The sequence below is a fragment of the Spirosoma oryzae genome, assembly GCF_003002825.1.
Lineage (GTDB): Bacteria > Bacteroidota > Bacteroidia > Cytophagales > Spirosomataceae > Spirosoma > Spirosoma oryzae.
Genome location: NZ_PVTE01000031.1, coordinates 1 through 21,722 on the forward strand (window position 1 = coordinate 1; position 21,722 = coordinate 21,722).

General features: G+C 49.7%; 21 protein-coding genes and 3 pseudogenes. 5 read left to right on the forward strand and 19 right to left on the reverse strand.

Translation table 11 applies throughout. The features are described from left to right. Positions 1-371: 371 nt before the first annotated feature. The 3 genes and pseudogenes from CLV58_RS29260 (at position 372) to CLV58_RS29270 (ending at position 953) form a co-directional block, all read left to right on the forward strand. Positions 372-695 (forward strand): DDE-type integrase/transposase/recombinase, encoded by a 324-nt coding sequence (locus CLV58_RS29260; protein ID WP_425443556.1) that lies wholly within the window; start codon positions 372-374, stop codon positions 693-695. After that, positions 689-775: pseudogene (locus tag CLV58_RS29265) on the forward strand (hypothetical protein); the annotation flags it as partial. The gene CLV58_RS29260 and the pseudogene CLV58_RS29265, both read left to right, overlap by 7 nt. Positions 776-779: 4 nt before the next feature. Continuing rightward, complete coding sequence (locus tag CLV58_RS29270) at positions 780-953, forward strand: integrase core domain-containing protein (RefSeq protein WP_425443557.1); 174 nt, start codon at positions 780-782, stop codon at positions 951-953. 124 nt (positions 954-1,077) lie between these two features. Here CLV58_RS29270 and CLV58_RS24115 read toward each other — a convergent pair whose 3' ends face one another. Next, positions 1,078-1,710, reverse strand: a complete 633-nt coding sequence (locus CLV58_RS24115; RefSeq protein ID WP_106140401.1) for a hypothetical protein — start codon at positions 1,708-1,710, stop codon at positions 1,078-1,080. Positions 1,711-1,941: 231 nt separating this feature from the next. Between CLV58_RS24115 and CLV58_RS29275 the strand changes: the two are divergent. After that, a pseudogene (locus CLV58_RS29275) lies at positions 1,942-3,167 on the forward strand (IS3 family transposase). Positions 3,168-3,169: 2 nt separating this feature from the next. Here CLV58_RS29275 and CLV58_RS28835 read toward each other — a convergent pair. From CLV58_RS28835 to CLV58_RS24205, 16 genes and pseudogenes are all read right to left on the reverse strand, one after another. Continuing rightward, positions 3,170-3,433, reverse strand: coding sequence for a nucleotidyl transferase AbiEii/AbiGii toxin family protein (locus CLV58_RS28835; protein WP_106140454.1), 264 nt, complete (start codon positions 3,431-3,433; stop codon positions 3,170-3,172). Between the two features lie 231 nt (positions 3,434-3,664). Further along, positions 3,665-3,964, reverse strand: coding sequence for a DUF6922 domain-containing protein (locus CLV58_RS24140; RefSeq protein ID WP_106140405.1), 300 nt, complete (start codon positions 3,962-3,964; stop codon positions 3,665-3,667). A 126-nt stretch (positions 3,965-4,090) separates the two neighbouring features. Beyond that, positions 4,091-4,405: a hypothetical protein gene (locus CLV58_RS24145; protein WP_106140406.1), complete on the reverse strand. Its 315-nt coding sequence runs from the start codon at positions 4,403-4,405 to the stop codon at positions 4,091-4,093. 291 nt (positions 4,406-4,696) lie between these two features. Continuing rightward, entirely contained in the window at positions 4,697-5,359 is a 663-nt protein-coding gene (locus tag CLV58_RS24150) for a phage replication initiation protein, NGO0469 family (protein WP_106140407.1), read from the reverse strand. A 27-nt stretch (positions 5,360-5,386) separates the two neighbouring features. Next, positions 5,387-5,764 (reverse strand): LytTR family DNA-binding domain-containing protein, encoded by a 378-nt coding sequence (locus CLV58_RS24155; RefSeq protein WP_106140408.1) that lies wholly within the window; start codon positions 5,762-5,764, stop codon positions 5,387-5,389. Positions 5,765-6,024: 260 nt separating this feature from the next. Next, positions 6,025-6,303 carry a hypothetical protein gene (locus CLV58_RS24160; RefSeq protein WP_106140409.1) on the reverse strand — a complete coding sequence of 93 codons (279 nt, stop codon included), beginning with the start codon at positions 6,301-6,303 and terminating at the stop codon, positions 6,025-6,027. A gap of 3 nt (positions 6,304-6,306) precedes the next feature. Beyond that, positions 6,307-6,459, reverse strand: coding sequence for a hypothetical protein (locus tag CLV58_RS28515; protein WP_170108784.1), 153 nt, complete (start codon positions 6,457-6,459; stop codon positions 6,307-6,309). 239 nt (positions 6,460-6,698) lie between these two features. Beyond that, positions 6,699-7,536, reverse strand: a pseudogene (locus CLV58_RS29280) (IS982 family transposase). A 60-nt stretch (positions 7,537-7,596) separates the two neighbouring features. After that, positions 7,597-7,914, reverse strand: coding sequence for a hypothetical protein (locus CLV58_RS24170; RefSeq protein WP_106140410.1), 318 nt, complete (start codon positions 7,912-7,914; stop codon positions 7,597-7,599). A gap of 389 nt (positions 7,915-8,303) precedes the next feature. Continuing rightward, complete coding sequence (topA, locus tag CLV58_RS24175) at positions 8,304-10,529, reverse strand: type I DNA topoisomerase (RefSeq protein WP_106140411.1); 2,226 nt, start codon at positions 10,527-10,529, stop codon at positions 8,304-8,306. Positions 10,530-10,535: 6 nt separating this feature from the next. Beyond that, positions 10,536-10,859, reverse strand: a complete 324-nt coding sequence (locus CLV58_RS24180) for a hypothetical protein (protein ID WP_106140412.1) — start codon at positions 10,857-10,859, stop codon at positions 10,536-10,538. 5 nt (positions 10,860-10,864) lie between these two features. Next, positions 10,865-11,188, reverse strand: coding sequence for a hypothetical protein (locus CLV58_RS24185; protein WP_106140413.1), 324 nt, complete (start codon positions 11,186-11,188; stop codon positions 10,865-10,867). A 230-nt stretch (positions 11,189-11,418) separates the two neighbouring features. Further along, positions 11,419-11,805 carry a hypothetical protein gene (locus CLV58_RS24190; protein ID WP_146141527.1) on the reverse strand — a complete coding sequence of 129 codons (387 nt, stop codon included), beginning with the start codon at positions 11,803-11,805 and terminating at the stop codon, positions 11,419-11,421. A gap of 559 nt (positions 11,806-12,364) precedes the next feature. Then, positions 12,365-14,383 (reverse strand): toprim domain-containing protein, encoded by a 2,019-nt coding sequence (locus CLV58_RS24195; RefSeq protein WP_106140415.1) that lies wholly within the window; start codon positions 14,381-14,383, stop codon positions 12,365-12,367. 59 nt (positions 14,384-14,442) lie between these two features. Further along, positions 14,443-15,729, reverse strand: coding sequence for a DUF3945 domain-containing protein (locus CLV58_RS24200; RefSeq protein ID WP_106140416.1), 1,287 nt, complete (start codon positions 15,727-15,729; stop codon positions 14,443-14,445). Between the two features lie 54 nt (positions 15,730-15,783). Continuing rightward, on the reverse strand, positions 15,784-18,087 hold the full coding sequence (locus tag CLV58_RS24205) for a DUF3945 domain-containing protein (RefSeq protein WP_106140417.1): 2,304 nt from the start codon (positions 18,085-18,087) through the stop codon (positions 15,784-15,786). A gap of 357 nt (positions 18,088-18,444) precedes the next feature. On the opposite strand from CLV58_RS24205, the gene CLV58_RS24210 reads away from it, so the two are divergent. Next, positions 18,445-18,981 (forward strand): M23 family metallopeptidase, encoded by a 537-nt coding sequence (locus CLV58_RS24210; RefSeq protein WP_170108785.1) that lies wholly within the window; start codon positions 18,445-18,447, stop codon positions 18,979-18,981. 73 nt (positions 18,982-19,054) lie between these two features. Here the strand turns inward: CLV58_RS24210 and CLV58_RS24215 are convergent, their stop codons facing one another. Together CLV58_RS24215 and CLV58_RS24220 are read right to left on the reverse strand one after the other, a co-directional pair. Further along, complete coding sequence (locus CLV58_RS24215) at positions 19,055-19,417, reverse strand: helix-turn-helix domain-containing protein (protein ID WP_106140419.1); 363 nt, start codon at positions 19,415-19,417, stop codon at positions 19,055-19,057. A gap of 66 nt (positions 19,418-19,483) precedes the next feature. Next, positions 19,484-21,631: a YWFCY domain-containing protein gene (locus CLV58_RS24220; protein WP_342748951.1), complete on the reverse strand. Its 2,148-nt coding sequence runs from the start codon at positions 21,629-21,631 to the stop codon at positions 19,484-19,486. Between the last annotated feature and the right edge of the window lie 91 nt (positions 21,632-21,722).

Here is a 21,722-nt window from a genome sequence, read left to right on the forward strand (position 1 = left end):
GATCAAGTGGCCGAAGCCGAGTTGTCCTACTTGTAGTCCAAAGATATGAAAAAAGTCCTATCTCAAAAGTTGCTTTTCACGACAGTACCAGCGGTGAGGCCTGCCGACCGGCGTCAGTTAGCCCAATGGATGGTCAACGCCAAAGCGTTCAGTCAACGCCGGGCCTGCCGAGTATCGGGTTTGGCGCGATGTAGCTATGACTATCAAGCCAAACGACGCTCTGATCAGCCCGTTGAGCAGGCCATTGAAGACATTACTCGCCGGCACCCAGGCTGGGGCTTCTGGCGGCCGCCGCGCGGAAAGTTCATCACCGCTTGCGACGGTTGGGAAAGGCCTTCAACCACAAGCGGGTTTGGCGCGTGTACCGCCAGATGGGACTAAGTTTACCTCGTCGCAGTCGTAAACGGCTACCCGCTCGACTACGCCAGCCCCTCACGGTGCCGACAGCAGCAAATCAGGTGTGGTCGTTAGATTTTATGAGCGACGCGCTGCGAGACGGACGTCGATTTCGAACATTAAATGTGCTGGACGATTACAATCGGCAAGCCCTAGGAGTAGAAATCGACTACTCTTTACCGGCTGGACGGGTGATCCGACTACTACAACGGCTAGTAGATGTTTATGGGGCACCGGCCAAACTACGCTGTGACAACGGTCCGCGCGGCGGCCGCCAGAATTTATCAGTGCAGTGCTAAGCGAATGGTGTGAACAGCAGGGCGTTGAATTGTATTGGATTCAGCCAGGCAAGCCTACCCAGAATGCATACATTGAGCGGTTCAATGCGGGGCCGCCCGTGCGGGAGTTTCCGTCGGGAGGTGCTCAACGCGTATTTATTCGCCAACTTAGCGCAAGTGCGCGAGGTCGTTGATAGATGGCTAGACGACTATAACACTAAACGGCCGCATCAGGCCTTGGGGTTTTTAACACCCAAAGAGTTTAAAGAAGCGGCTTAGACTCTAACCGCAACTGGCATACGAAATAGGGAATAGCACAACTGCAAAGGAACCATCGATGAGGTGTCGAAACAGAAGAGTATAGTACTTCCCAAATCTGGGGAGTACTATAAATTCAATGACACTATTTACGCCCCCCCCCAATATCAAAGCCAAGACGAACGCCGACGTACGAGCTTTTCGAGGTAAATTCAAGGCTCGTGTTGGTTAGTGAATAAACATGGGTTGGAATGGCATTGTACTCTACACTAGCAACAAAGTGACCGACTTTGATTCCGCCACGTAGCATTCCCCCTGGCGTATTGTAACTAGTGACAGGTAGCTCGGCTTTAGTCTGGTTCTGATCGATGACTATTAGACCAGCCGAAGACATGGCAAATAACCCGGCACCGATCCCTAAAAAGGGACGTGTGTTGGATTCGCCTAATGGATTAAATAGATACGTGACTGTTAGGACGGCGGACCCAATACTTGACACAGTGCCTGTGGCGGTATTACTGTTACCACTATTGTTATCCCAAGTGACCCCACGTACCAATAAAGCCGATTCCAAACGTAGGCCCAGATCAAGTCGTGGACTGAGCGCATACTTTGGCTCAAGACCAATCAATAGGCCCGCTGACAAACCGGGGCCTGTTGGCTGAGCATAACCCAACGACAGGTTTACTTTAAAGGCTTTATGCTCTTGAGCATGAGTTAAGGTAATGCTGGTGACTGAAAGAATACTGAGCAATGTAATGCTAACTAATTTGTTCATTGTCTATTTATGTTTTTGTAACTCTATAGATACGTTGCCATGAGCATTTGGTTACCAGTAGCACACCAAATGGCTAGAAAATACGCTGAATGTATTGAGTTAATACATGAATAGGCTAGCATCAATGCGCAGATTCTTTCCTTTGTCGCTGGATAGGATATAATGCTCCCCAATAACTGGACAGGTCTGATAGCTTGAATTCTTTAGCTTAGACCTACAAAATGTCCAACAATGCCTAAATCAATCCGGCGCGTCCACGACGCACAATTCAAAACCAAAGTCGTCCTCAAAGCCTTCAAAGGGGTCAAGACGCTGGCCCAACTCAGCACCGAGTTTGGCATTCATGCTCAACAGATTACCGAACGCTCCGGCGTCCCGGTGGAAGCGTCAGGCACTCGTTGGGATGCCAACGCTGTTCGAGTCGGGAGCGGTCAAGCCAGGGCTGGCTACAGAGCAGCGAGAGCAGATCGAAGCCCCTCTCTTTCAACAGATTGGTCAGTTGAAAGCGGCCGCCGCGCGATCGAAAACGACTGGCTCAAAAAAAAAATACGGACGAGTTAGGCACGGATCGACGGCACTTGATCGAACCTGCCTATAAGCAATTGAGCATCAGTCAGCATTGTGATTTGCTGGGTATCGCCCGGTCGAGTTACTACTACCAGCCGTTGGGGGAGTCGACAGAAAATCTGGCCCTCATGCTTCAGATTGATAAACTCTTTACTGCCCGGCCTGAAATGGGTATTCGCCGACTACAAAAGGAGTTGGCCACTGAAGCCAACCCGGTCAATGTCAAGCGGGTTCGTCGACTGACCAGGCTGATGGGATTGGAGGCTGTTGGTCCCAAACCTAATTTGTCGAAGCCGCAGATCGGTCATACGATCTATTCGTATCTGTTAAAAGGCGTTAATATTAAACGAGTTGATAAAGTCTAGTCAACCGATATTACTTATGTGCCGATGGCCAGTGGGTTCTTGTACCTCTGTGCGGTCATTGACCGCCCGGCGGCCCGGTGGTAAAGCCGCTATATCTTGAGCTGGCGGCTAAGTAACACTCTACTGGCTGATTTTTGCATCGATGCGCTTGATGAAGCCTTAACCAAGTGGGAGCAGCCGGAGATTTTCAATACCGATCAGGGGAGTCAGTTTACCAGCTATCTCTTTGTCAATCCGTTGATAGACAGAGGGGTGAAGGTAAGTATGGACTCGAAAGGCTGTGCTTTGGATAACATCTTCATTGAACGGTTTTGGCGAACACTTAAATACGAGCATCTTTATTTGCGTGCCTATTCAGATGGTCGCGAGCTGCATCAGGGGTTAAGCGAGTGGTTCGAGTTCTACAATCGAGATCGTAAACACCAATCGCTTAACTATCAAACCCCGGCCATGTGGTACTCGGCCGGAATAGAAGGGAAAAAGGAAGGTGCAATTCTGGAGACTTCGGCTTCCAGTTCAGATTAACTCTAAACCTGTCCAGGATATGGGGAGCAGTATACCACATCTATTTTCACCCCGTCGACAAATCCCCGGAAACCTATTTCATTCATAGCATGAACGCTCAACCTGTCACCAAGGGTTTGCCTAAGGGCATCGCGAAGTTTGATTGGATCGAAGGGGTTATTGGTGAAAAGATCCAGGTCGGTGCTCATCCGGTGTCCCAGCTGAAGAGCAAGGGCTGTTCCACCAGCCAGCGTAAATTCCCCTGACTTCATTACCGGATTTGCCATCAGCTCAATCAGCAGGCTATAGGATTCCGAAGCAAGTGTCTGGTAGTGTAGCACCGCCCATTTAATATAAATTATTAATTTTTAATATACAATTCAGATCAAATTTGGCAAAAAAAACGGGAAAACATCACCGATTTCCCACAAAAAAAGTATGTATGTTGGACAAAGCCCCAGCGCTTATGCCTGTCTAATCTAAAATATCAATTAATCTATGTACCGATTGGCCACGAATCAAAACGAACGGTGGGGTATGGAACTTCCCTTTCGACGCTTTGTACAATAAAATTGCTCGGGCTGGCAGTTGAGCCAGAGTGAGACCAGGGCTACAGTCGACTGTTGCAGATCAGCCGCCTGTAGCAGTGCCGCTTTCACGCGGGGCATTCCGTAGTAAGCAATAGCCTTTTGCATATCGGCGTAAGTACCCGCATCGAAAACGCGGGCGATCATGTAATCGCCGTCGGTATCGACGTCTAGTGCATCATACTTATCGCTCCAGAATATTTGTCTTAAGAAAAATGGTTTTTCTTTCATCGACGGTGTTTTGCTTGGCTTAAAGTTGCTAAAAAAGCCCTAAAAAGACCAATATCGATGGGTTTTCAGGGCCACAGGGCAAAAAAACCGTAACTGTAAACTGGCGATAAATTAAACCGATTGTATCTAGAACCGAGTCTGGGGGCGTTTAAAACCAAGCCAGCCCAGCACCTTCGATGCGATCCTATAGCCCAGGTCAACCTCGGCATTTTCCTCGTGAATATGCCGGAACCGATAATCTGTCAGCAGTTGTAGTAAACCAGCAATAACGACCATACCCATCGTAAAGAGGATACCCCACCCCTTAAAGACGACCATCACGATCAATGTTATTACCCCAATCCAGAACCGGCCCCGACCCCAGAAGTATAACGGCGGCAACATTACGCCCATTGCGGCAAGAATAATTGTACAGGCGGCTTTGAACTGAAATACACTCATAATTACTAGATTGATTTAAAGCTACTTGACTACATAAATATCGATTTTTCAGGCTATTTTCGCAAGGTTTCGACACCAACTCCCCCCCCCCTTCTTCCCCTTTCCAGTCGATCTGGCCCGGCCGGGCCACTTTGCGTTACAAATTTGAATGCCATATACTATATATGGCATTCAAATCGTTGTTAATTGAATTTACTCCCATCTATCGGATGGAATTAGGCTTTTATTATTTAGTGTTGAGATTGCTTAAAAGCAGGTATGCCGGTAGGTAGCATCCTGCTTTTTTTGTCCTCAGGGCAACTCATCACCGTATTGCTCCTCTGCAGTCCACTCCTGTTGTGCTTTCTCAACAGCCGGCACCCAGGTATCCTGGTTCATTTTCCACTCCGCTGATGCGCGTATCTTAGCCTGTATGCGGTCGGACATGATCAGGTACTGGGTAGGGTCGAAGTTATTGATGCTGAAAAAGGTTAGCTCATAGGGATTGTCAGGCATCATGTCATCCTCCGCCAATGGCGCGTACCCATCAATATCTGTCACATACCGCCCTGCCCCGGTGTCCCGGCTTTTGAGCGTCAACAGGCCTGCCATTCCCAGCAGATCAACGAGATCGTAATAAACTGGCTTGTCAGGGGTCGATCGTTCCCCGTCTTCCAGAAACATATCCCGGCCAACAAGTTTGCTCACAGCCTTACGCAGATTGGCGTTCTGATTGAGCGACTCTGTAAATTCGGTATGTACTGTAAAGGGGACGAATTCATTGCGAACCTGTCGATTCAGACCAGGGACAACAAACGACAAGAGCAGCTTACGCACCGGTTTGGGTGTTTGCCCGCAATAGGATTCCATATGGGTACCCAGTTGAATGATCCGGAACAAAACGGCCGGATATACACCGGCTTCAATCTGGTTACTGACCAGCTTGCTGTTAGTAATGGGAACAGGAATATTCATATGCGTTTGAGGTGGTTTACTGCCGATTTATATTGACTTGGCGAAATTAGCGCGCCGGTGCTTGTAGAGTCGTTTGCGTGACCAGGGAATAAACTCACCCGTTGTCATGGCTACCCTAGACCCTTTTTGTACCGAGTTATCCAGGTGGCAATCCAGGATCTGGATATAGTTCGGATTGAGTAGATGTGCTTTGTGGACGCGTACGAACTCGTTGAGCAGTTGCTCGTAATGTTTTAGCGTTTTACTGGACAAAAAGGGTGGTTTGTCCAGTTGGTAGATCCAGGTGTAATTACCATATGCCTCCAGCCGTGTTATGGACGGCACTGGAACGATTTGGCCCCGAACGAGTTCGATAGTGCGAACAGTTGGCGTATCAGAGAAAGCACCTTCGGTCAAAAATGTCATAGTTAGCGCATACGTACTGAAATGGAGTTAGCGCAAAACTATTGGTTAATATAAATTGTCAATATTTGATTGACAATTTATATTAACCAATAGTTTTGCGCTAACAACCTGGATCTCGTATTAGTGGCAGCTGATCAGTGACTGCCAGCGTTGTATCGATCAGGAAACTGATTAAACTGAGCACACGTAAACGTCATATGCAAAAGTAAAGCCGGGTTGTTTGCTGGGGTGAGGGTACCCGATGCCCTCACCTCAGGGTACTATTGATAAGCCAGGGCGGCAAACTGGTGAAACATGGTTTCATCAAGCTGGTAACGTTCCGAGATCGAGAGCGACGACTTACTACGGGTCAGCGCGTAGTTGAATGCGTTGTAACCTAACCAGGCTGTGGGCTGGCTGGCCAGCATTCGCTGTTCCTGTTGCATTCGTTGAATTGCCTGCTCGATCAGATCGTCGACGCCCGTTGCTCCCATTTCGTTAAAGACGTCTACGGACAGATTTAAGGTGTAGTTCACGACCTGTTGGATAACCTGCATCATATATTATTTCAGTTGCTGGAGATCGATGTCACGATGAGAAAAAATGCTGGCTACTACCTGCTGCTCTTCCAGCGTCATTTCCTGTTGGATGAACGACGTTTTGGTTTGTTCACGCTGCCGCTCCCCCCGACTCAGCCAGTCAAGGTATTCGTCCATACTCATGAACTGGTCAGCCTAGCCAAACAATCCGTTAGTACAGATCGGTCGCCAGAAGCTGACCAGAACCGAGGTCGAGGTTTTTTTTCGGGCCGCTGTACCTTGTACGGAAAACTTGGTTTTTCCGTTGTAGGAGTTTTTAAACATGATACAACGGTTAATACGCTCCCCGGCCACCAACAGTTGATCGGGCAGCACCACCTGAATACTATATTCATAATCTAAGTTGCGAGATAGAGTTAGGCTAGACATTTGTTTACGGCGTCAGCCAAAATGAATAAGAATACCTTCAGCAGAAAGCCTTGCGCTGTCACCGCATGAATCTTGCGGGGAAAACGGCTCTCAATGGCCGAGATCACCGTTTCAATGGGTTTACGGGTGCGTTTCTTGAGGTACCGCTCCCAGGTCTCATCTTTACGTCGGCTGTTTTTGCGTCGATGTACTGACAGCGTGATCTGTTCGCACTCCGCATACAGGTCTTCCTGTTCATAGTCGGTGTAGCCACTGTCGCCGTAAACGATACTACCAGCGGGTAAGTCCAGGTGCATCGCCTGCAAAGCAGTCGCGTCATGAAAACTGCCAGCCGTCACATAGTAATCCACCGGCAGGCCGTCGGCGGTGATCAACAGCTGAATCTTGAAGCCATAAAAATACTCCTTCTTGGCTTCATTATAACCTCGATACGCCTTATGGGTCAACAACTTACAAACGGGTATGCGGCAGTTCCGGCAAACGGCTACCGGGAAGGACCGGGACGCCGGAGCGTTCGATGACATAGCGGGCAGAGGTGTTTAGTTCTTTCAGACTCAGGCCTAGGGCCCGGAAGATGGTTAGCAAGGCTGATTCTAGCCGGTGCAGTCGCCGGTTAAAGGTAGACTTGTCAATGCAGGCCATCTGATGGTGTTGGTGCATATAGTCGCAGGCAGAGGCATGATTACCGTAGAACTTGAGGGCGGCCATTAGGGCAGTGGTAGCGATTTGGGCGTCGTTGACTTTGCAATGAACATCGGTTTGGCGCGCCATGGCTTTAAAGAAGTCATCGAAGAAGCAGTAGATTGCAATGGTCTTGTCAGCCATAGGTGGGGGTAGTTTAGAGCGTGAGATACTCCAAAGCTACCTCACTGGCTGGCAAGACCTTTATATCGTGCAACTTGGATTATATTCATAATTACCGGTTGAGAGCACGTTCAGCTGGTAGCTGGTTAAGCATCTGTCGACGGCTTCACGAATAAGCGAATGAGGAACCAGCGAATAGCCGCTTGACTGGTTGGCGACGACGTTCCTGACGGGTTCACCGGCTGGGTCAGACTGTTCGGCGACGATCAGCTTCTGACGGTCGGTCGCTTTTACGATATAACCTTTAGGCAACAAATCTCCAAGCTTTTCAGTGTAGACCGAAAAGCATATGCTTTTCCAGTCTGAGGTCACATTCACCGGGCTTGACAGTCCATTCATACTGTTGATATAATGCTTGACTATGATTGATTATCAAGTATGAATGCAATCAAATATATTCGTAATTGTAAATTAATTAACAATTACGAATATATGGAGTAAACAAAGAAGAGGCCTGGGTATTCCCGGCCTCTTGCTTAAACCTACTTTTCGATTGCGCGTGGTTTGATGCCAAAACAACTCTTCCAGGTCTCTAGCCAGTCTGCTGCTGCATAAGTTTAATCGGGGTTACTGAACAGACCCGGTACCAGGGACTGCATACTGACGATTGTTGTGAACGGTGATTCAATTGTCAGCTTAAAGAAAAACCCTTTAATTGATACTTCAAATTAGCAATCTAATTATCATATAATTCTTTTTAGCCGATTCACCTGCTGTTGACTACCCGGCTACCTTTTTGTTTTGCTGCTTCTGGCCGGTGATTTCTTGGTTACCCTCCCCTGGCTTCCCGCACTTGACTTACTGGCTTTGTAGTCGTCGATGATCTGTTTACAGTTGGTAGCGGTCAGGGCTGCCATCTGCTCGTCGGTTTTAATTTCCTTCAGGGTTACGTTCACACTACCATCCGTGAGGTATATACCGTACTGTCCTTTACGAATAGTATAGGTAATTCTGTTTCCCTGGATAACCCGGAGTGTATCTCTGGCCTGCTGCTGCTGACGTTCGGCTTTCGCCTGTATAGCGGCAATAGCCATCGGCATTGTAACGGTAGCGGGGTCTGTCTGTCCCTCGACGCTGTAGAAGGCATCATTCCATAGTACGTAAACGCCATTTTTTCCCAACCCGACTTTTAACGGGCTCCCCTCATGATCACCGATCAGTCGTTGCCGGTTCGCTCTGGGTTTATCGGCCGTTCGTTGTTCGGCTGTCTGGAGCTGGTGCTGATGCTGAGCATCGAAACTGCCGACTGTACTAAGGTAACTACCTTTCCCGACGACGATATCATCCAGGGTCTGTTCCATCAGGGCTGTAAACTGGAAGTCGACCATTCGGGTAAAGTTCACCTCCAGAAATTCGGTGATCTGTCGTCCCGTCGGGCTGGGCTGTAATCTATTCTTGTCGCCCCCGATCGACTGCTGTTCGGTCGAGAAACGGATCTGCCCGTGCTGGTAGGTAAGTAGCTGCGCAGTCAGTTTACGGGCGGCAACGGTGGTTGAATCAACGTAATGCTGACTAACAATCTTACTCAGGATACTGGCATAGGTTGATGGCCGCCCGATACCCCTTTTTTCAAGTTCAGCCACCAGTGATGCTTCATCAAAGCGTTTGGGTGGCTGAGCGTACGTTTGGCGGGCGACGAGTTGTTGTAGAGAAAGCACCTCTCCGGAAGTGATGGCTTTGATGGGCGTGTTTTCTTCCTGGCCCTCCTCGTCCGATTCTTCCTGATAAACCTTGCGATAACCTTCGAAAACCAACACCGATGCTTTGGCCGTGTATGTATCGCCTGGCTGCTGAGAGCCAATGGAGATAATCGTTTGCTGGTATAGGGCGGGCTTCATCTGGGACGCTACAGCCCGGCTGTAGATGCTTGCGTACAACTGTTGCTGCTCATCAGTTTCCCCGGCGGTGGGCTGCTCGAAGTGAGTCGGGCGGATGGCCTCGTGCGCTTCCTGAGCGGCTTCTTTGGCTTTGTATGTATTAGCCTGAAAGTAGTCAGCTCCGTAGCGACTACTGACCAGTTGGCGGATTGACTCCACGGCTTCTGCGCTCAGATTTGGCGAGTCGGTACGCATGTAGGTGATGGCCCCCTGCTCAAATAGCTTCTGGGCGACATCCATCACCTGCTTTGCCGACCACCGCTGGTTGCCCCGGCTCAGTTTGCGAATAGCCTCTTGCTGAAGCGTGGAAGTCGTAAAGGCCGGTTGGGGGGAACGGCTGACAGGTTTCTGACTTACGTCAGTCACCCGGAACTGCTTGCCGGGTACAGTTTGCATATAAGCCGTTACCTGGTTCTGGTTGCTCATCGCCTGGTGATACTGAGCCACGAGCAATTCCTTTCGAGGGGTTAGAAAATCCGCTTTCAGTTTAAAGGTAAACTGATCAGCGAAGCCTTCGATTTGCCGCTCACGTTCGACGCACAGCCGCAGGGCGACCGACTGCACCCGCCCTGCCGATAACCGATCTCCGAGTTTACGGCTCATCAGATCGGACACTTCGTAACCAACCAGCCTGTCGATAACCCGGCGCGTTTCCTGCGCGGCAGTCAGCCGGGTGTCGATTGTCCGGTAACTACTGATGGCTTCGGTGACGGCTTTGGCCGTAATCTCGTTAAATGTAACACGACGAGCCGTTCGGGGATCGAGTTTAAGGGCTATTGCCAGATGCCAGGCAATAGCCTCCCCTTCACGGTCAGGGTCAGTAGCCATATAGACCCGATCGGCAACGGTCTTAGCGACCTGCGCACGAAGTTTACTGACAACCGATTGTTTATCGTCGCTGATAACGTAGGTACGTTTGTAGTTGTCGGCCCGGTCCACACCGAGCTGGTTTTTGGGCAGATCCCGGATGTGGCCGACTGACGCGGCCACTATCCAGTTACCGCTCCCGTATGCGCTGTCAAGGATTGACTGTATTTTCGCGCATTTGTTAGGAGATTCAACGATCAACAGGTTCATAGAGCATTATTTTTGAAAGACGCGCAGTAGCAGGGGAGTCAGGTACAGTACCTCGACGACAAAGGCCCCACGGGCATATACGCTCCACTGTAGGGCCTGTCCCTGCTCGTCGTGGCCCAGACAGAAGCTGACCGATGCATAAGCGATCAGGCCGGCGAAGGCTGCAAAGCGCAACACCGTCCAGGTACGGTTATCGGTGGCTAATACTCGCTGCCACAATCCCTTTCCCAGCATACTAAGCCAGAAGTGGCCCACCACAAGCACCACGCTGATAAGCATCAGTTGCGCCCATAGGGGAAGAGCGGAAAATTCACGGAGTAGCTGGTTCATAGCCGTTATTCCTCAAAATAGGGTGCAAATACGCCAGCTGCGTAGTCCTGCTGCAACTGAGCAGGGCTAACGTATACGTAGTCGAGTGGTCGGATACCGGTACAACTCAGGGAAGTTTCAGCTTCGCCCGGCGCAAAAGCGCCGATGTCGTGGCCGTTTGCCAGCAGGACGCTTACGTAGCTAATACCGTTATCCACTTCGTAGTGGTAGACAACCCCCCGGCTACCGGCCGCATTACCAGCTAGCGGCTCAATCAAACTGACCAGGCTACCCGTTGTCAATGCTGTGGACTCATTGACACCATCATAATCGAATTGTGATTCTTCCATACAGGTACTTGCTGGTTGTAAGTCATTAAAAAGACAGCACATGCTGCCGTTACCGGCCATCGGCAAGTATGCGAATTTAATTGATTATTTAGATTAAAAATATTAAAAATATATTATTTAACGCCCTAAAAACAGCTACTGCTGGGCGTATGAGCGGTATAAGCCAGTGCACAAAGCAACTTTCTGATTGGTTGAACAGATTAAGTACTGTCAGGCTAGTTCGAGCGGTTTCAGGCCGGCTCATCCCGATCGCCAATTTCATCCAACGGAAGGTAGTCTATCTGCTGTTGGGGCTGAATGAAGCCCACAAATTGAAGCAGACGGCGAACGGATGTTAAGCGGGTTCGGGGCTTAGTAAGTTTACCCTCCGGGGTCATATGCACCCACAGGGCGATTCCGTAGTAATGCTGGTCGTAGTTACAACGTTGCCAGGCTGGGGGATACGGCGGTTGGCTCAGCGCATCTGCATCCAGTATCAGTACATCGCTGGTTCCAGTTAGTGCGACCATTTGTATATGCCGGCACGCTAGTTGTCGCGTCAGATCAGCCAGCGAATCAGTAGTGGCCACACAGGCTACCGTCTCGGTGTAGGGGTCGATGCGATACAGTTTTTTCATACCATAAGTTACGAAAAGCCCGCTGCTGTTGATCACCTATACCTGACTGGTTGCTACCCCCTTTTCCCTTTTGTCCTCCTTGAAAAGTGAAAACCCGGCGTAGGCCGGGTTTAATGCAAGCGTGGGGTAGGGTACATAGCGAACGGGATAGGCAGGGTGCCCGGCAGGGCAGTCCGTCAGGACGGCAGCGGAGCGGACCCCGATATAGCCTGGTCGTGGCGGGGCTTGACCCGCCACGACCAGGCTATACGATCTGCTTATGGTCTGTATTTTTTTACTATCCTTTGCTGTAGTGTCCGATTAAGGGGATCAATTGATGTTCATAGGTTTTTTCGGACTTCAGGTCGTCAAACATATTTTTAACGGCGAACTGGAGCAAAATCCTGTCTGACCGGGAAAGTTGGTTCTGGGTTTCAAGGTTCATTAGTTTTCCGACAAGGGCAGACTGCACACTGCTAAGATCAACTGCTTCGGAATTCGGCGCACCAGTAGGTGATGATGTGTGTCGTTTGGGAGATCTATTCATTTGGTTTGGATGTATTGGGTTCCTCTACGGGTATTATGTATTCAGTTTACGGGGGGACGCTTTGGGTGGTGTGGTTTTGGTTGACTGCTCACTGACAGCAGTGGATTTATTAGTTAGCTTATCAGTCTTTTCCGCATTCGGCTGGCTACTGTTTTGGGCCTGTATTGATTTCTCCTGTCTGCTGATTTTGCGTGGCTGACTGACGTTTGTCTGTTCAGTAACTGACTGCGCGGATTGCAACGGGGGCCTAATGGGTACTACACCAATTTCGCCGCGAATCAGATCGATACGAACCCGGAACTCCGACGTCTCACCATCTTTTAGCTTGGTTACATCGATGGTTTTTCCCTGCAGGACATCGCGCGTTTGCTGCTCATCGAGTTTGACGTTGTAGAGGTTACGGGTTTTGAGTCGTTCGGCCGGCAGAAACGTCAGTTGATTCAACTCGGCATCTACACCCAGAAAACCCCGCATGGGCTGATTGGAAAGGGGGTGGATTATCTCGATGCGGTGATCGAGCAAACCCGTCGAGCGCAGTTGCTGGCGGTCGGCTGCCGTCAACGTGTAGCCGTTAAAGGTGACGGGTAGGTTCAGTTCTTTCTGCCGTTCGACAAACTGAAGGGATGGGCCGGCTTTACTATGATCGATGATAACTTTCCCGGCGTTGTACTGATTATGCAGGACGATGGCTGTGCGGCCTGAACTAATCAGATTCTTCAGCTGCTCACTATTCAGTTTCACGTCGGTTTGCTGGTGTAGCTGCTGCTTGACCGACTTGAGTTGCAGATCTTCGTTGAAATCATTTTCGATGGCTCGACGAACCTGTATTTTATCACCCGTCTGCCGAAGTTCGGCCGTAAGATTCTCGGCCCGGATCAGTAAAGGACGGATATTGGGGAAAGCGACCTCGACGGTTGTATAATTTGAGCGCTGGCTAATGATATTGATTCCGGCTTTGGGAGCTTCGGAAGGAAACCCCCGGTTCATGACCTCCCCGATACGCTGAACGATGCTCTCGATTGAGGTACCGCCCCCCTGCCCTATTGCCTTCTGGTGGTCAATCCCGATTATTACCCGGTTCGTATGCTGGCTGTTGTTGACGTGAACGTCAATACCTGTATCGGGTTGACCGGGCATATGCAGCTTACCCATCAGGTTGATGTTGTACCGAATACCGGGAAGATCGTTATCCATGCCCAGCAGCAGCAACTGTGGTTTAGTCTGATCGATCAGGTACTGAATAGTGGTTGGTTGGCTGCTTGTGACGTTTCCGGCCGTGGATACATACAGGCGTTCGCCCGGCACGGCGGGTTTATTCAGCTCGTGAAAGGAAAGTGCGTCTATGGGTGCCTCCGTAACAAGTAATTCACGGACAGGCTGATTAGGCAATATATTCGACAACCATACTCCATCATCCTTGCTACCCTGAATCTGGTTCCAGGTCGGGTTTCGGTTGATTACACCGATGATACCTTCCCGATTTTCAATGGGAAAGGTGGTATTCTTACCGGCTATATCCAGCGTTTTGTCGATAAATGATTTGTTGAAGATTTTCCGCTCGAACTCCGGAGCCATAATCGTTTCGGGACTTAACCGCCGGTCATGCTCAAGAAACTGCGTGTTCTTGAGTTCATCGAGTTTAAAGTATGTTCCAATGGCGCTTTCACGGGTATGGGAGCGAATAGGCTGAGGTAATACATGGTCATGATTAGACAGGTACACATTACCGGTCAGGCGGGAACCCTCCTGATGAAGTGTGTCCCAGTCGCTTTTTTGACGTAGGTCCAGGTTGAGTCGCTCCGCTAACAGTTCGATAATTGAACCACGGTCGTTGGAGTCATTGGGATTGTAATAAAAGTATTCGCTGGTAGCCTGATTGCGTCCGACAATCAGTTTACGGCCCGTTACATCGTCTTTCATTACTGGCCACTTACGGCTGTAATGCGCCTTGTCGGCGGTGAAACCGACACTATCCAGATACGCAACCAAACTGATGTCGGTTTTGTAACGGGTGATGAGATCCCGGTTTTGCTGAGGGGTGTTGTTAGTCATGGCTTATGAAATAGACTGAAAACAGTGTCAACAACTACAGACGGTAGGTGTATCCGGCATCAGGAATGATGGCGCGGCCCTTTTTGGCCTGGCTTTGTTTTAGTAGCGTTGGAAGCCCGCACAGGTTTCTCGGCTTTTGCATCGTTACCGGTTTGTTTGGTAGCAGATGCTTTTGGTGTCTGTTTGGGGCTAGCGGTGCTTGGAGCGGATGCAGACTGGGTCTGTTTCCTGCTCGAAGCGGGGTCGAAGCGGGCAAAACTTAGCGAACCCAGTCCGGCATGGATACGGACGTAGGCTGAAAACGGCTGGTTATCGGCCCCAGTCATGTTGTCGAGTCGCAGCACCTTTCCTTCGATAAGCCGCTGCTTCTGAAACTCGTTGAGCGTTACACCCTTGATAGCGTTGGGTACCCGAAATTTATCGGCCCTCAGTATCCGCAGCGTTTTCGTGTCTTTGTCGACGCCGATGTAGGCTCTGAATAGTTCATTGCTGAATTTATCCTTCAGTTCAACCAGACGACCCATATTACCGTACCGTTGAAGGTATTCCTTATCAGTCGGGGTAAAGGTGTGACCCAGGTAACTGTCTTTTAAATCAAGTTTGATATGAACGTCGAGTTGCTGAATGTTTGGCCCTTTACCCGGCACACTAGTGACGTAAAGTTTACCCGTCGTACTGTCATTCATCGTGAGCACGTCTGTCTTACGGCCATCCAGAAGGTGCTGAATCTGCGTTGCATCAGCGGGGTTAACCATACCTGACTGCACTGGCAGTTTGGCTTCGATCTGGTTTTTCAGATCAGCGATACTGTAGCGTTTTCCCGTCAGGCTAGTCAGTTCGACTAAAGACTGGCTGTCCAGCTGCGGCTTAAGGGATTCCCTCAGATAATGTGACTGCTGAGGGGTTAGCACCATACTGACGGCGGTAGCACTCACTGACAGACGCGTACCGGCTACCTGGTCGGGCGTAAGGCCAATTGGAATCAGATCGGGTTGGTGGTCTGCACCGGCCATGATGCCCTTGGTTATCCTCTCGACAAAGGCGGTAACTTGCGGAACGCTCATGGGCAGTTTACGCTGTTGCAACCGCTGAAGGCTGTTTTCAAGCTGGTCCAGGGGTGTTTGCAGGCTGGGGTAACGGCTAACGTTGGCAGCGGCAATAGCGGTGACTAGATAGGGCCGGGTGGGGTCGAGTTTATCGAGTTGTAAAGACCACGGACTCGGCTGCTGACGGGGCTGGGGGGGTAATTCTTCCGTACCGGCAATGGGCTGAATGCGAAAGGCGATAACTAGTTTATCAGGATCATTCAGCGGTATCAGGTTGGCGTCGTCGTTGCTGAGGGTCATAGTGTCAGGTTTGTGAGCAGGACCGGCCACATACGGTTTGCTATGGCCATACCATTACAGTTTGGGACCTTTGACGGCTTTTTTAGGCTTTTCCGTTTTATCTGTCTTTTGGCCATTGATTGTTGTTTCTGTGGTTTTATTGGCCAAGTTGGGCGTTTTGTTTTTGGTGGTGCCCCCGTCAGCTTTGCTGGTCTGGGTCGTTGTTCGGGAAGCTCCGTTCTTGGCTACGACACTGATTTCTTTCTTCTGGTCGCCGGGCTGTGCCTGCTGTGCGGCTTCCTTCTTTTTACCGGACTTGGCTTTTGTCTCAGGCGTCTGTGTCGCCTTCGGATCAGCTTTCAGCTGTTGACCTGCTGTTTGTTTCCGGGCCTGCTCTGGAATACGGGTAAACTTAAAACTGCGTTTAGCCGCCGAAATCTGTACAAATGCGTTGTACGTCTGTCCATTTTCATTCCTGAGCCCGTCGACGCGCACCGGCATGCCACTTTTCAGGTCAGCCTGCTGCTGGGGTGTCAGCTCGACGCCTTTAAGTTCGGTAGGCATATAGATCCGGTCAGCCCGCAGGACGGTCAGCCGTTTTACGTTCCTATCGAGGGCGATGTAACCTTTAAATAAGGCACCCGTAACCTTATCTTTCATGTCCACCAGTCGACCCATTTCTCCGTTTTTAAGCAGGTTGTTGGCATCCTTGGTGGTCAGCTCGTGACCCAGGAATGTTCTGGGCAAACGGATATCGTTTTGTTCAGCCTGAATATGGATGGTAGGCCCTTTACCAGGCACCTCGGTAATGTAGAGTTTACCCGTCATTGGCGTTACGGTACCCGTACCGTCGTCGTGCTGCACGTTCATCAGTGCGGTACGCCGACCCTGCAAAAAGTCGTGCAGCGATCCATTTTGTTCAAGCGTTTGCTTGGTGAGACCGATACGATTTGCTTCCTGTTCGATTTGTTTCCAATCCCAGCGGGGAGCGAGTAATTCGGTGTTGTTCATAGCTGGCGGATTTTTTTGTACTGTTTGATCGGTTGTTGATTGTTTGACGGTAAAAAGTTGATCACCCAGTTGGGTCATAATCTTGTAGTTATGTAGCAAGTTGGCCAGCATCCCGCCCTCGAAGGTGCGTAGACCCAGTGCTGTCCGCAGCAGGCCTGGTTTGTTAGGCTGCTGTTGTTTTTCCTCCGCTTCCTGTGCCCGATGGCTGTTGAGCTGCTGGCGATGCAAATCGGGCGTTTCTAAACCGGGTGTTGATGTACCGGGCAGAGCTTTAAAATCAGCTACGATACGATAGCGTAAAGTAGGATCAAGCTGATCGATCAGGGGCTGGTCAACGACTGACTTGTGGACGTCCCAGAGATAGTCGGCCAGTTCAATCTGCAGGCTGGGTTCAGCTGACGGGTTATGTTCGACGATAAACTGATTGAGTGTTGCCCGTTTTAGACTGGCATCGAAAAGGGCATTACTGATAATTGGGCTGTCGAGATAACCCCCTTCGGTCAGGCTTTGCCGAAGATGTTCAGCATTCTGAGGTAGCAGCAAATCGAACTGACTGGCTAGAAGTCCACTGCTCAACATAGGCGTCAGGGGACTCTGCTCAATATGCTCGTGGAGTGCCCAGAGGTACGATGTTAGTTGTTCCTGAAACGTATTTGGCAGTTCAGGGTCATGCTGTCTGACGTGCTCGGCCAATGCCTGCTTTTCCAGCGTTTCATCGTAAAGTGCTCGTACGATTTCCTCATTGGATAAATAGCCGTCGTTTACCAGAAATGATTGTATTTCACCGAACGCATGGGGAAGTATCTGTTCAAACTCGCGGGCCTCCAGTTGTTCGTGCACTTTCAGAGCTTCAACCCATGACCCGCCAGGTTGTGTCAGTGGCGTTTCGTGGGTGGTTGGCTCGAAACGGAATTCTACGGTATGGCCCGATCGGAAGCTGGCGTCCGAAAGCTGCTCAGGGGTTTCCGTAGCGGCTACTGTGTAATCGAACGGGGTGAACTGCTGTTGAGGTGTCGGTTGGTCGGCTAATTGAACGGTCGGGGCCTGGGGCTGCTGTTGCTCATTGACGACAGTAGGCGTGGCCCGCTGTGTAGACTCTTCGGACTGTCCACGCATTTGCGTTTGAATCATCCGGCGGGTTTCGATATCCGATACCAATACGTTTTTCAGTAGTTCGGGCAATTGTGTCTGTCCGTTTTGAAAGCGTTGGGCTATTTCACTCGCGATGACTACCTGATCGTTGCCCGTAACGATGTAACCTGCCTGTTGAAGTTTGCTATATGACGGGGGGGGCAGCTCTCCATCCCGGTGCAACATGGCTATATCATTTGAGGTGAGGAAGTTAGTGGTGTTGTCGGTTGGAGTCATATTTCTAAAACTATTTTTTCAATCATCAAACTATTTATAATATTAAATTATATATGGTATAATATAAAAATCAAATAAAGAAACTTATTGTAGTGTTATGGTCTATTAGTCTATCGACAGTATGGGCTCGGGCAATTTTCCCGACCACTACACCTGAATCAGACAGCACAAATCACAAAATGAGGGATAGTTGGTCAGTAACGTTCATGGGTAGACTCTTTAAATCCGCCTACTCGGTCTACGAAGTCGCCCCAAAAGCCAATTGATTTAGTAGATAATCAATCTGCTAAATCAATCAAAGCTGATACCATACAGCGTTTAGCTGATTCGTTATTCATATTTGTAGCCGAAGATTCATTGCGGTTGCTCAGCGATAAACTCGCGCAACTCCGGACGGTTACGCCAGTTGTCAGGCCCAACAGTCTACTACGTGATACACCCTCGATACTCCCGATCCGAATCAGGTCATGGTCGGAATACCGGATAAGTAGCGGCTTCGGCCTACGCTGGCATCCGATTCGGGGGAAACTACTCAATCATGCAGGTATCGATCTGCCTCAGCCACTCAATACACCTGTCTATGCCACGGCCGACGGGATAGTGGATAAAATTGTCCGGCAGGTAGACGGTATTGGGCTGGCGATATATATCCGTCACCGGTCGGGGTATACCAGTGTATACGGACATCTGGCCGCACAACTGGTGATGCCCGGCGACATAGTTGATCGGGGTCAGCCTATTGCCCTAGTGGGTAATTCTGGACTATCAACGGGGCCTCACCTGCCTTATTCAGTGCTTGACCGGGGCAAGCCGGTTAACCCTGTTGATTTCTGTTTTCTGCTCCTGCGGGCAATTCAGGCGTCAGCCGCCCCGACGAGCCATTCGTATCGGTAGCAGTCAAAAAAAACAACGCCCTGCAAACTATCGGTTGCAGGGCGTTGCCATTCAGGAATAGCCAGCTTACGGCCTAAATCAATTTATTCTTTCTAAGCTCAGTCAACATATCTTCAAATATTTCATTACGACGCTGATGTTCAGCATCTTTTTTTCGCTTCTGGTTTCGCGCATCCAGGTTATATCGGGCTATACCATCCGTATCAATAGCAAATAACCATTCGGGGTTCACTTTATAGTTACGCACGAAAAATATATAGGCCACAAGGATTGAATCCATCGAACAGCTCAAGTTGTTTTCCAGACGATACACCAGGTTTTGGCTAGTACCCAGTTTGTCAGCCAGTTCCTGCTGGGTTAGTTTAAGGTCGTTGCGTAACATAGCGAATCGCTCCCCAATTTGTTTCTTCAGCTCCTTTGAGTCTTGGTCTTTCATGCTCGAATAGTCGGTTACTTTGGGCTAGTCACCCTTTTATCGTTTAGTGTTGCAATTTAGGTTAGGTCACTTATCATCATCTTCCCGCGTCAGGTAGCCTTCATCCCGAGTATGTAAACCACGCAGCAGGTATTTGAGGGACTCATCAGTACGGATTCTGTTAAGTTCATAAGCAATCACCCAGCGTATTTGCCGCTTGACCAGCTCATAATTCGCTTGTAAGGTGTCGTTGAGTTGCTGCTGAGTGATCGATTCCATACCGGGCAGCATTGGTATTGGTTCCGGTTTTTTCAATTCATTCACCATCTCGTTGTCGACGACGAGTTGCGCATTAAACACTTTCTGGCAAATCACTTCGCCGAAGTTATCGGCTACGGCTCCGACGAACTGGCCCTGAGATAAATTACTGATTACCGATTCAGGAATAAGTGAATCAAGCCGGGTCGATATGTTGGTAGTCGTTTCGCGCTCAGTAAAGTTGAAGGACTGACTACGCTGCACGTTTTTGCCAAACCGGGTACTTAAGGTTTTGGCGGTTTCTCCTACTACCTGTCCTGAAAACACGTTCCCCACGGTATTAAAAATTACCGTGGCTTCCTTGTCGCCGTAATCGCGTTTGAGTTGGCTTAGATCCTGCAAACCCAGACAGGTGCTAACCCGGTTACTGCGGGCCGTAGCGATCAGGTTATCAAGGCCTCGGAAATAAATCGTTGGCAACTCATCAATGATCAGTGATGACTTTAATTGGTGCTTGCGGTTGACGAGTTTGACCAAGCGGGCATTGTACAGACCAAGCGCAGCGCCATAAACGTCCTGGCGGTCGGGGTTGTTACCGACGCACAGAATCTTGGGATCGTCCGGGTTATTGATGTCAAGCGAAAAATCGTTGCCCGTCATTACCCAGTACAAAGCCGGTGACGACAGCCGGGCGAGAGGAATACGGGCCGATGCGATTTGCCCTTCAAGTTGTTCGAGTGCACCTTTGGCCAGGGCTGACGCGAAGGGATTGGTAATGTTCTCCAGTTCACGCAGTGCCAGCATGATCGGAAAAATCTCTTCGTAGTCGCGGTTGGCAAATTCGATCACATGGGGGAAAGTACAGAAATTGACCTCCTCATCATCGGCCATGTTCAGTTCCTGCCGAATCTGGGGGTGCAAGTCAATGACCCGGTCGTGAAAGCGTTTCATGAACCAGATAATGGCTGTCAGGAAGTTAATGGGCGACTCGACAAAGAAGTCGCCCTGCTTTTGAATCCAGGTCTTGTTAAGGTTGAGCAAAATGGTCCGGGCGGCTTCCTGAGCGTCGACAATGTCAGTCATCAGCTCGGGCAGCAGGGGGTTACAGCGGTGCGACCTGCGGGGATCATCGAAGTTGATGACAAAGAAACCCGGTACTTTTCCGTACATCTCCTCATACACATGGGCGTACTTTTTGAGGTAGTGAAAGGCGATCACCGACAAGTCCGGGAACTTGAAGTCATATATGTACATGGTGAAACCTTTCATAATATGCTGACGGATGTAATTATTGACAACGGCGAAGGACTTACCCGATCCGGGCGTTCCCAGCACTATTGCGGCCCGGAACGGGTTAATGACATTAACCCATCCCTTCTTGAGTTTACCCCGGAAATAAAATAGACTCGGTATGTTGACCGAGTACTCGTTACTCATCTGGTTGGGCTCCTGTTCGAATGATTCATTATCCTTATTGAAGGGGTCGTTGTCAAGATCGACGTTGATGATGCGGTGTGCGTAATTGCCTGCCTTCATCAGTAGCAGGTAGCCGCCTATGGTCGTGATGGTATACACCATATCCCGCAGGTCACTCCCCACCCATACCCAACCTAGTACGATGATGTTGCCAAACAGCAGGATAAATCCCACCGCAGCGTTAGTATACACCTGCTGCCAGGTGGTCAGTATATCCTTCCGGGCTTTGTTGCCAAAACTGTATACGATCAAAGGCACTAAAGCCGCCAGTTTTGCAGCCCACGTGTTGCCAAATAAATGGGTTGAGTTATTTAGCGAAACCACAAACTCGTTTAAAATCGTGAGTGGAATACCTAGTTTTTCTAAACTAGAATTACAATACACATACAGGTGAAATATCAGGATTGCCCACCCGATATAAAGGATAGTATTAAGTACCCCCCTGAACTCTTTGTCCTGCTCTGAACTGCTCATACAGTTTGGTTTTGATTGATATAACATATACCAATCCGCCAGCCAGTACACGGCATTCCAATTACAGATATACCCCAAAACTACTTTATACGTAGGTTTGGATGTCTAAATCTACATT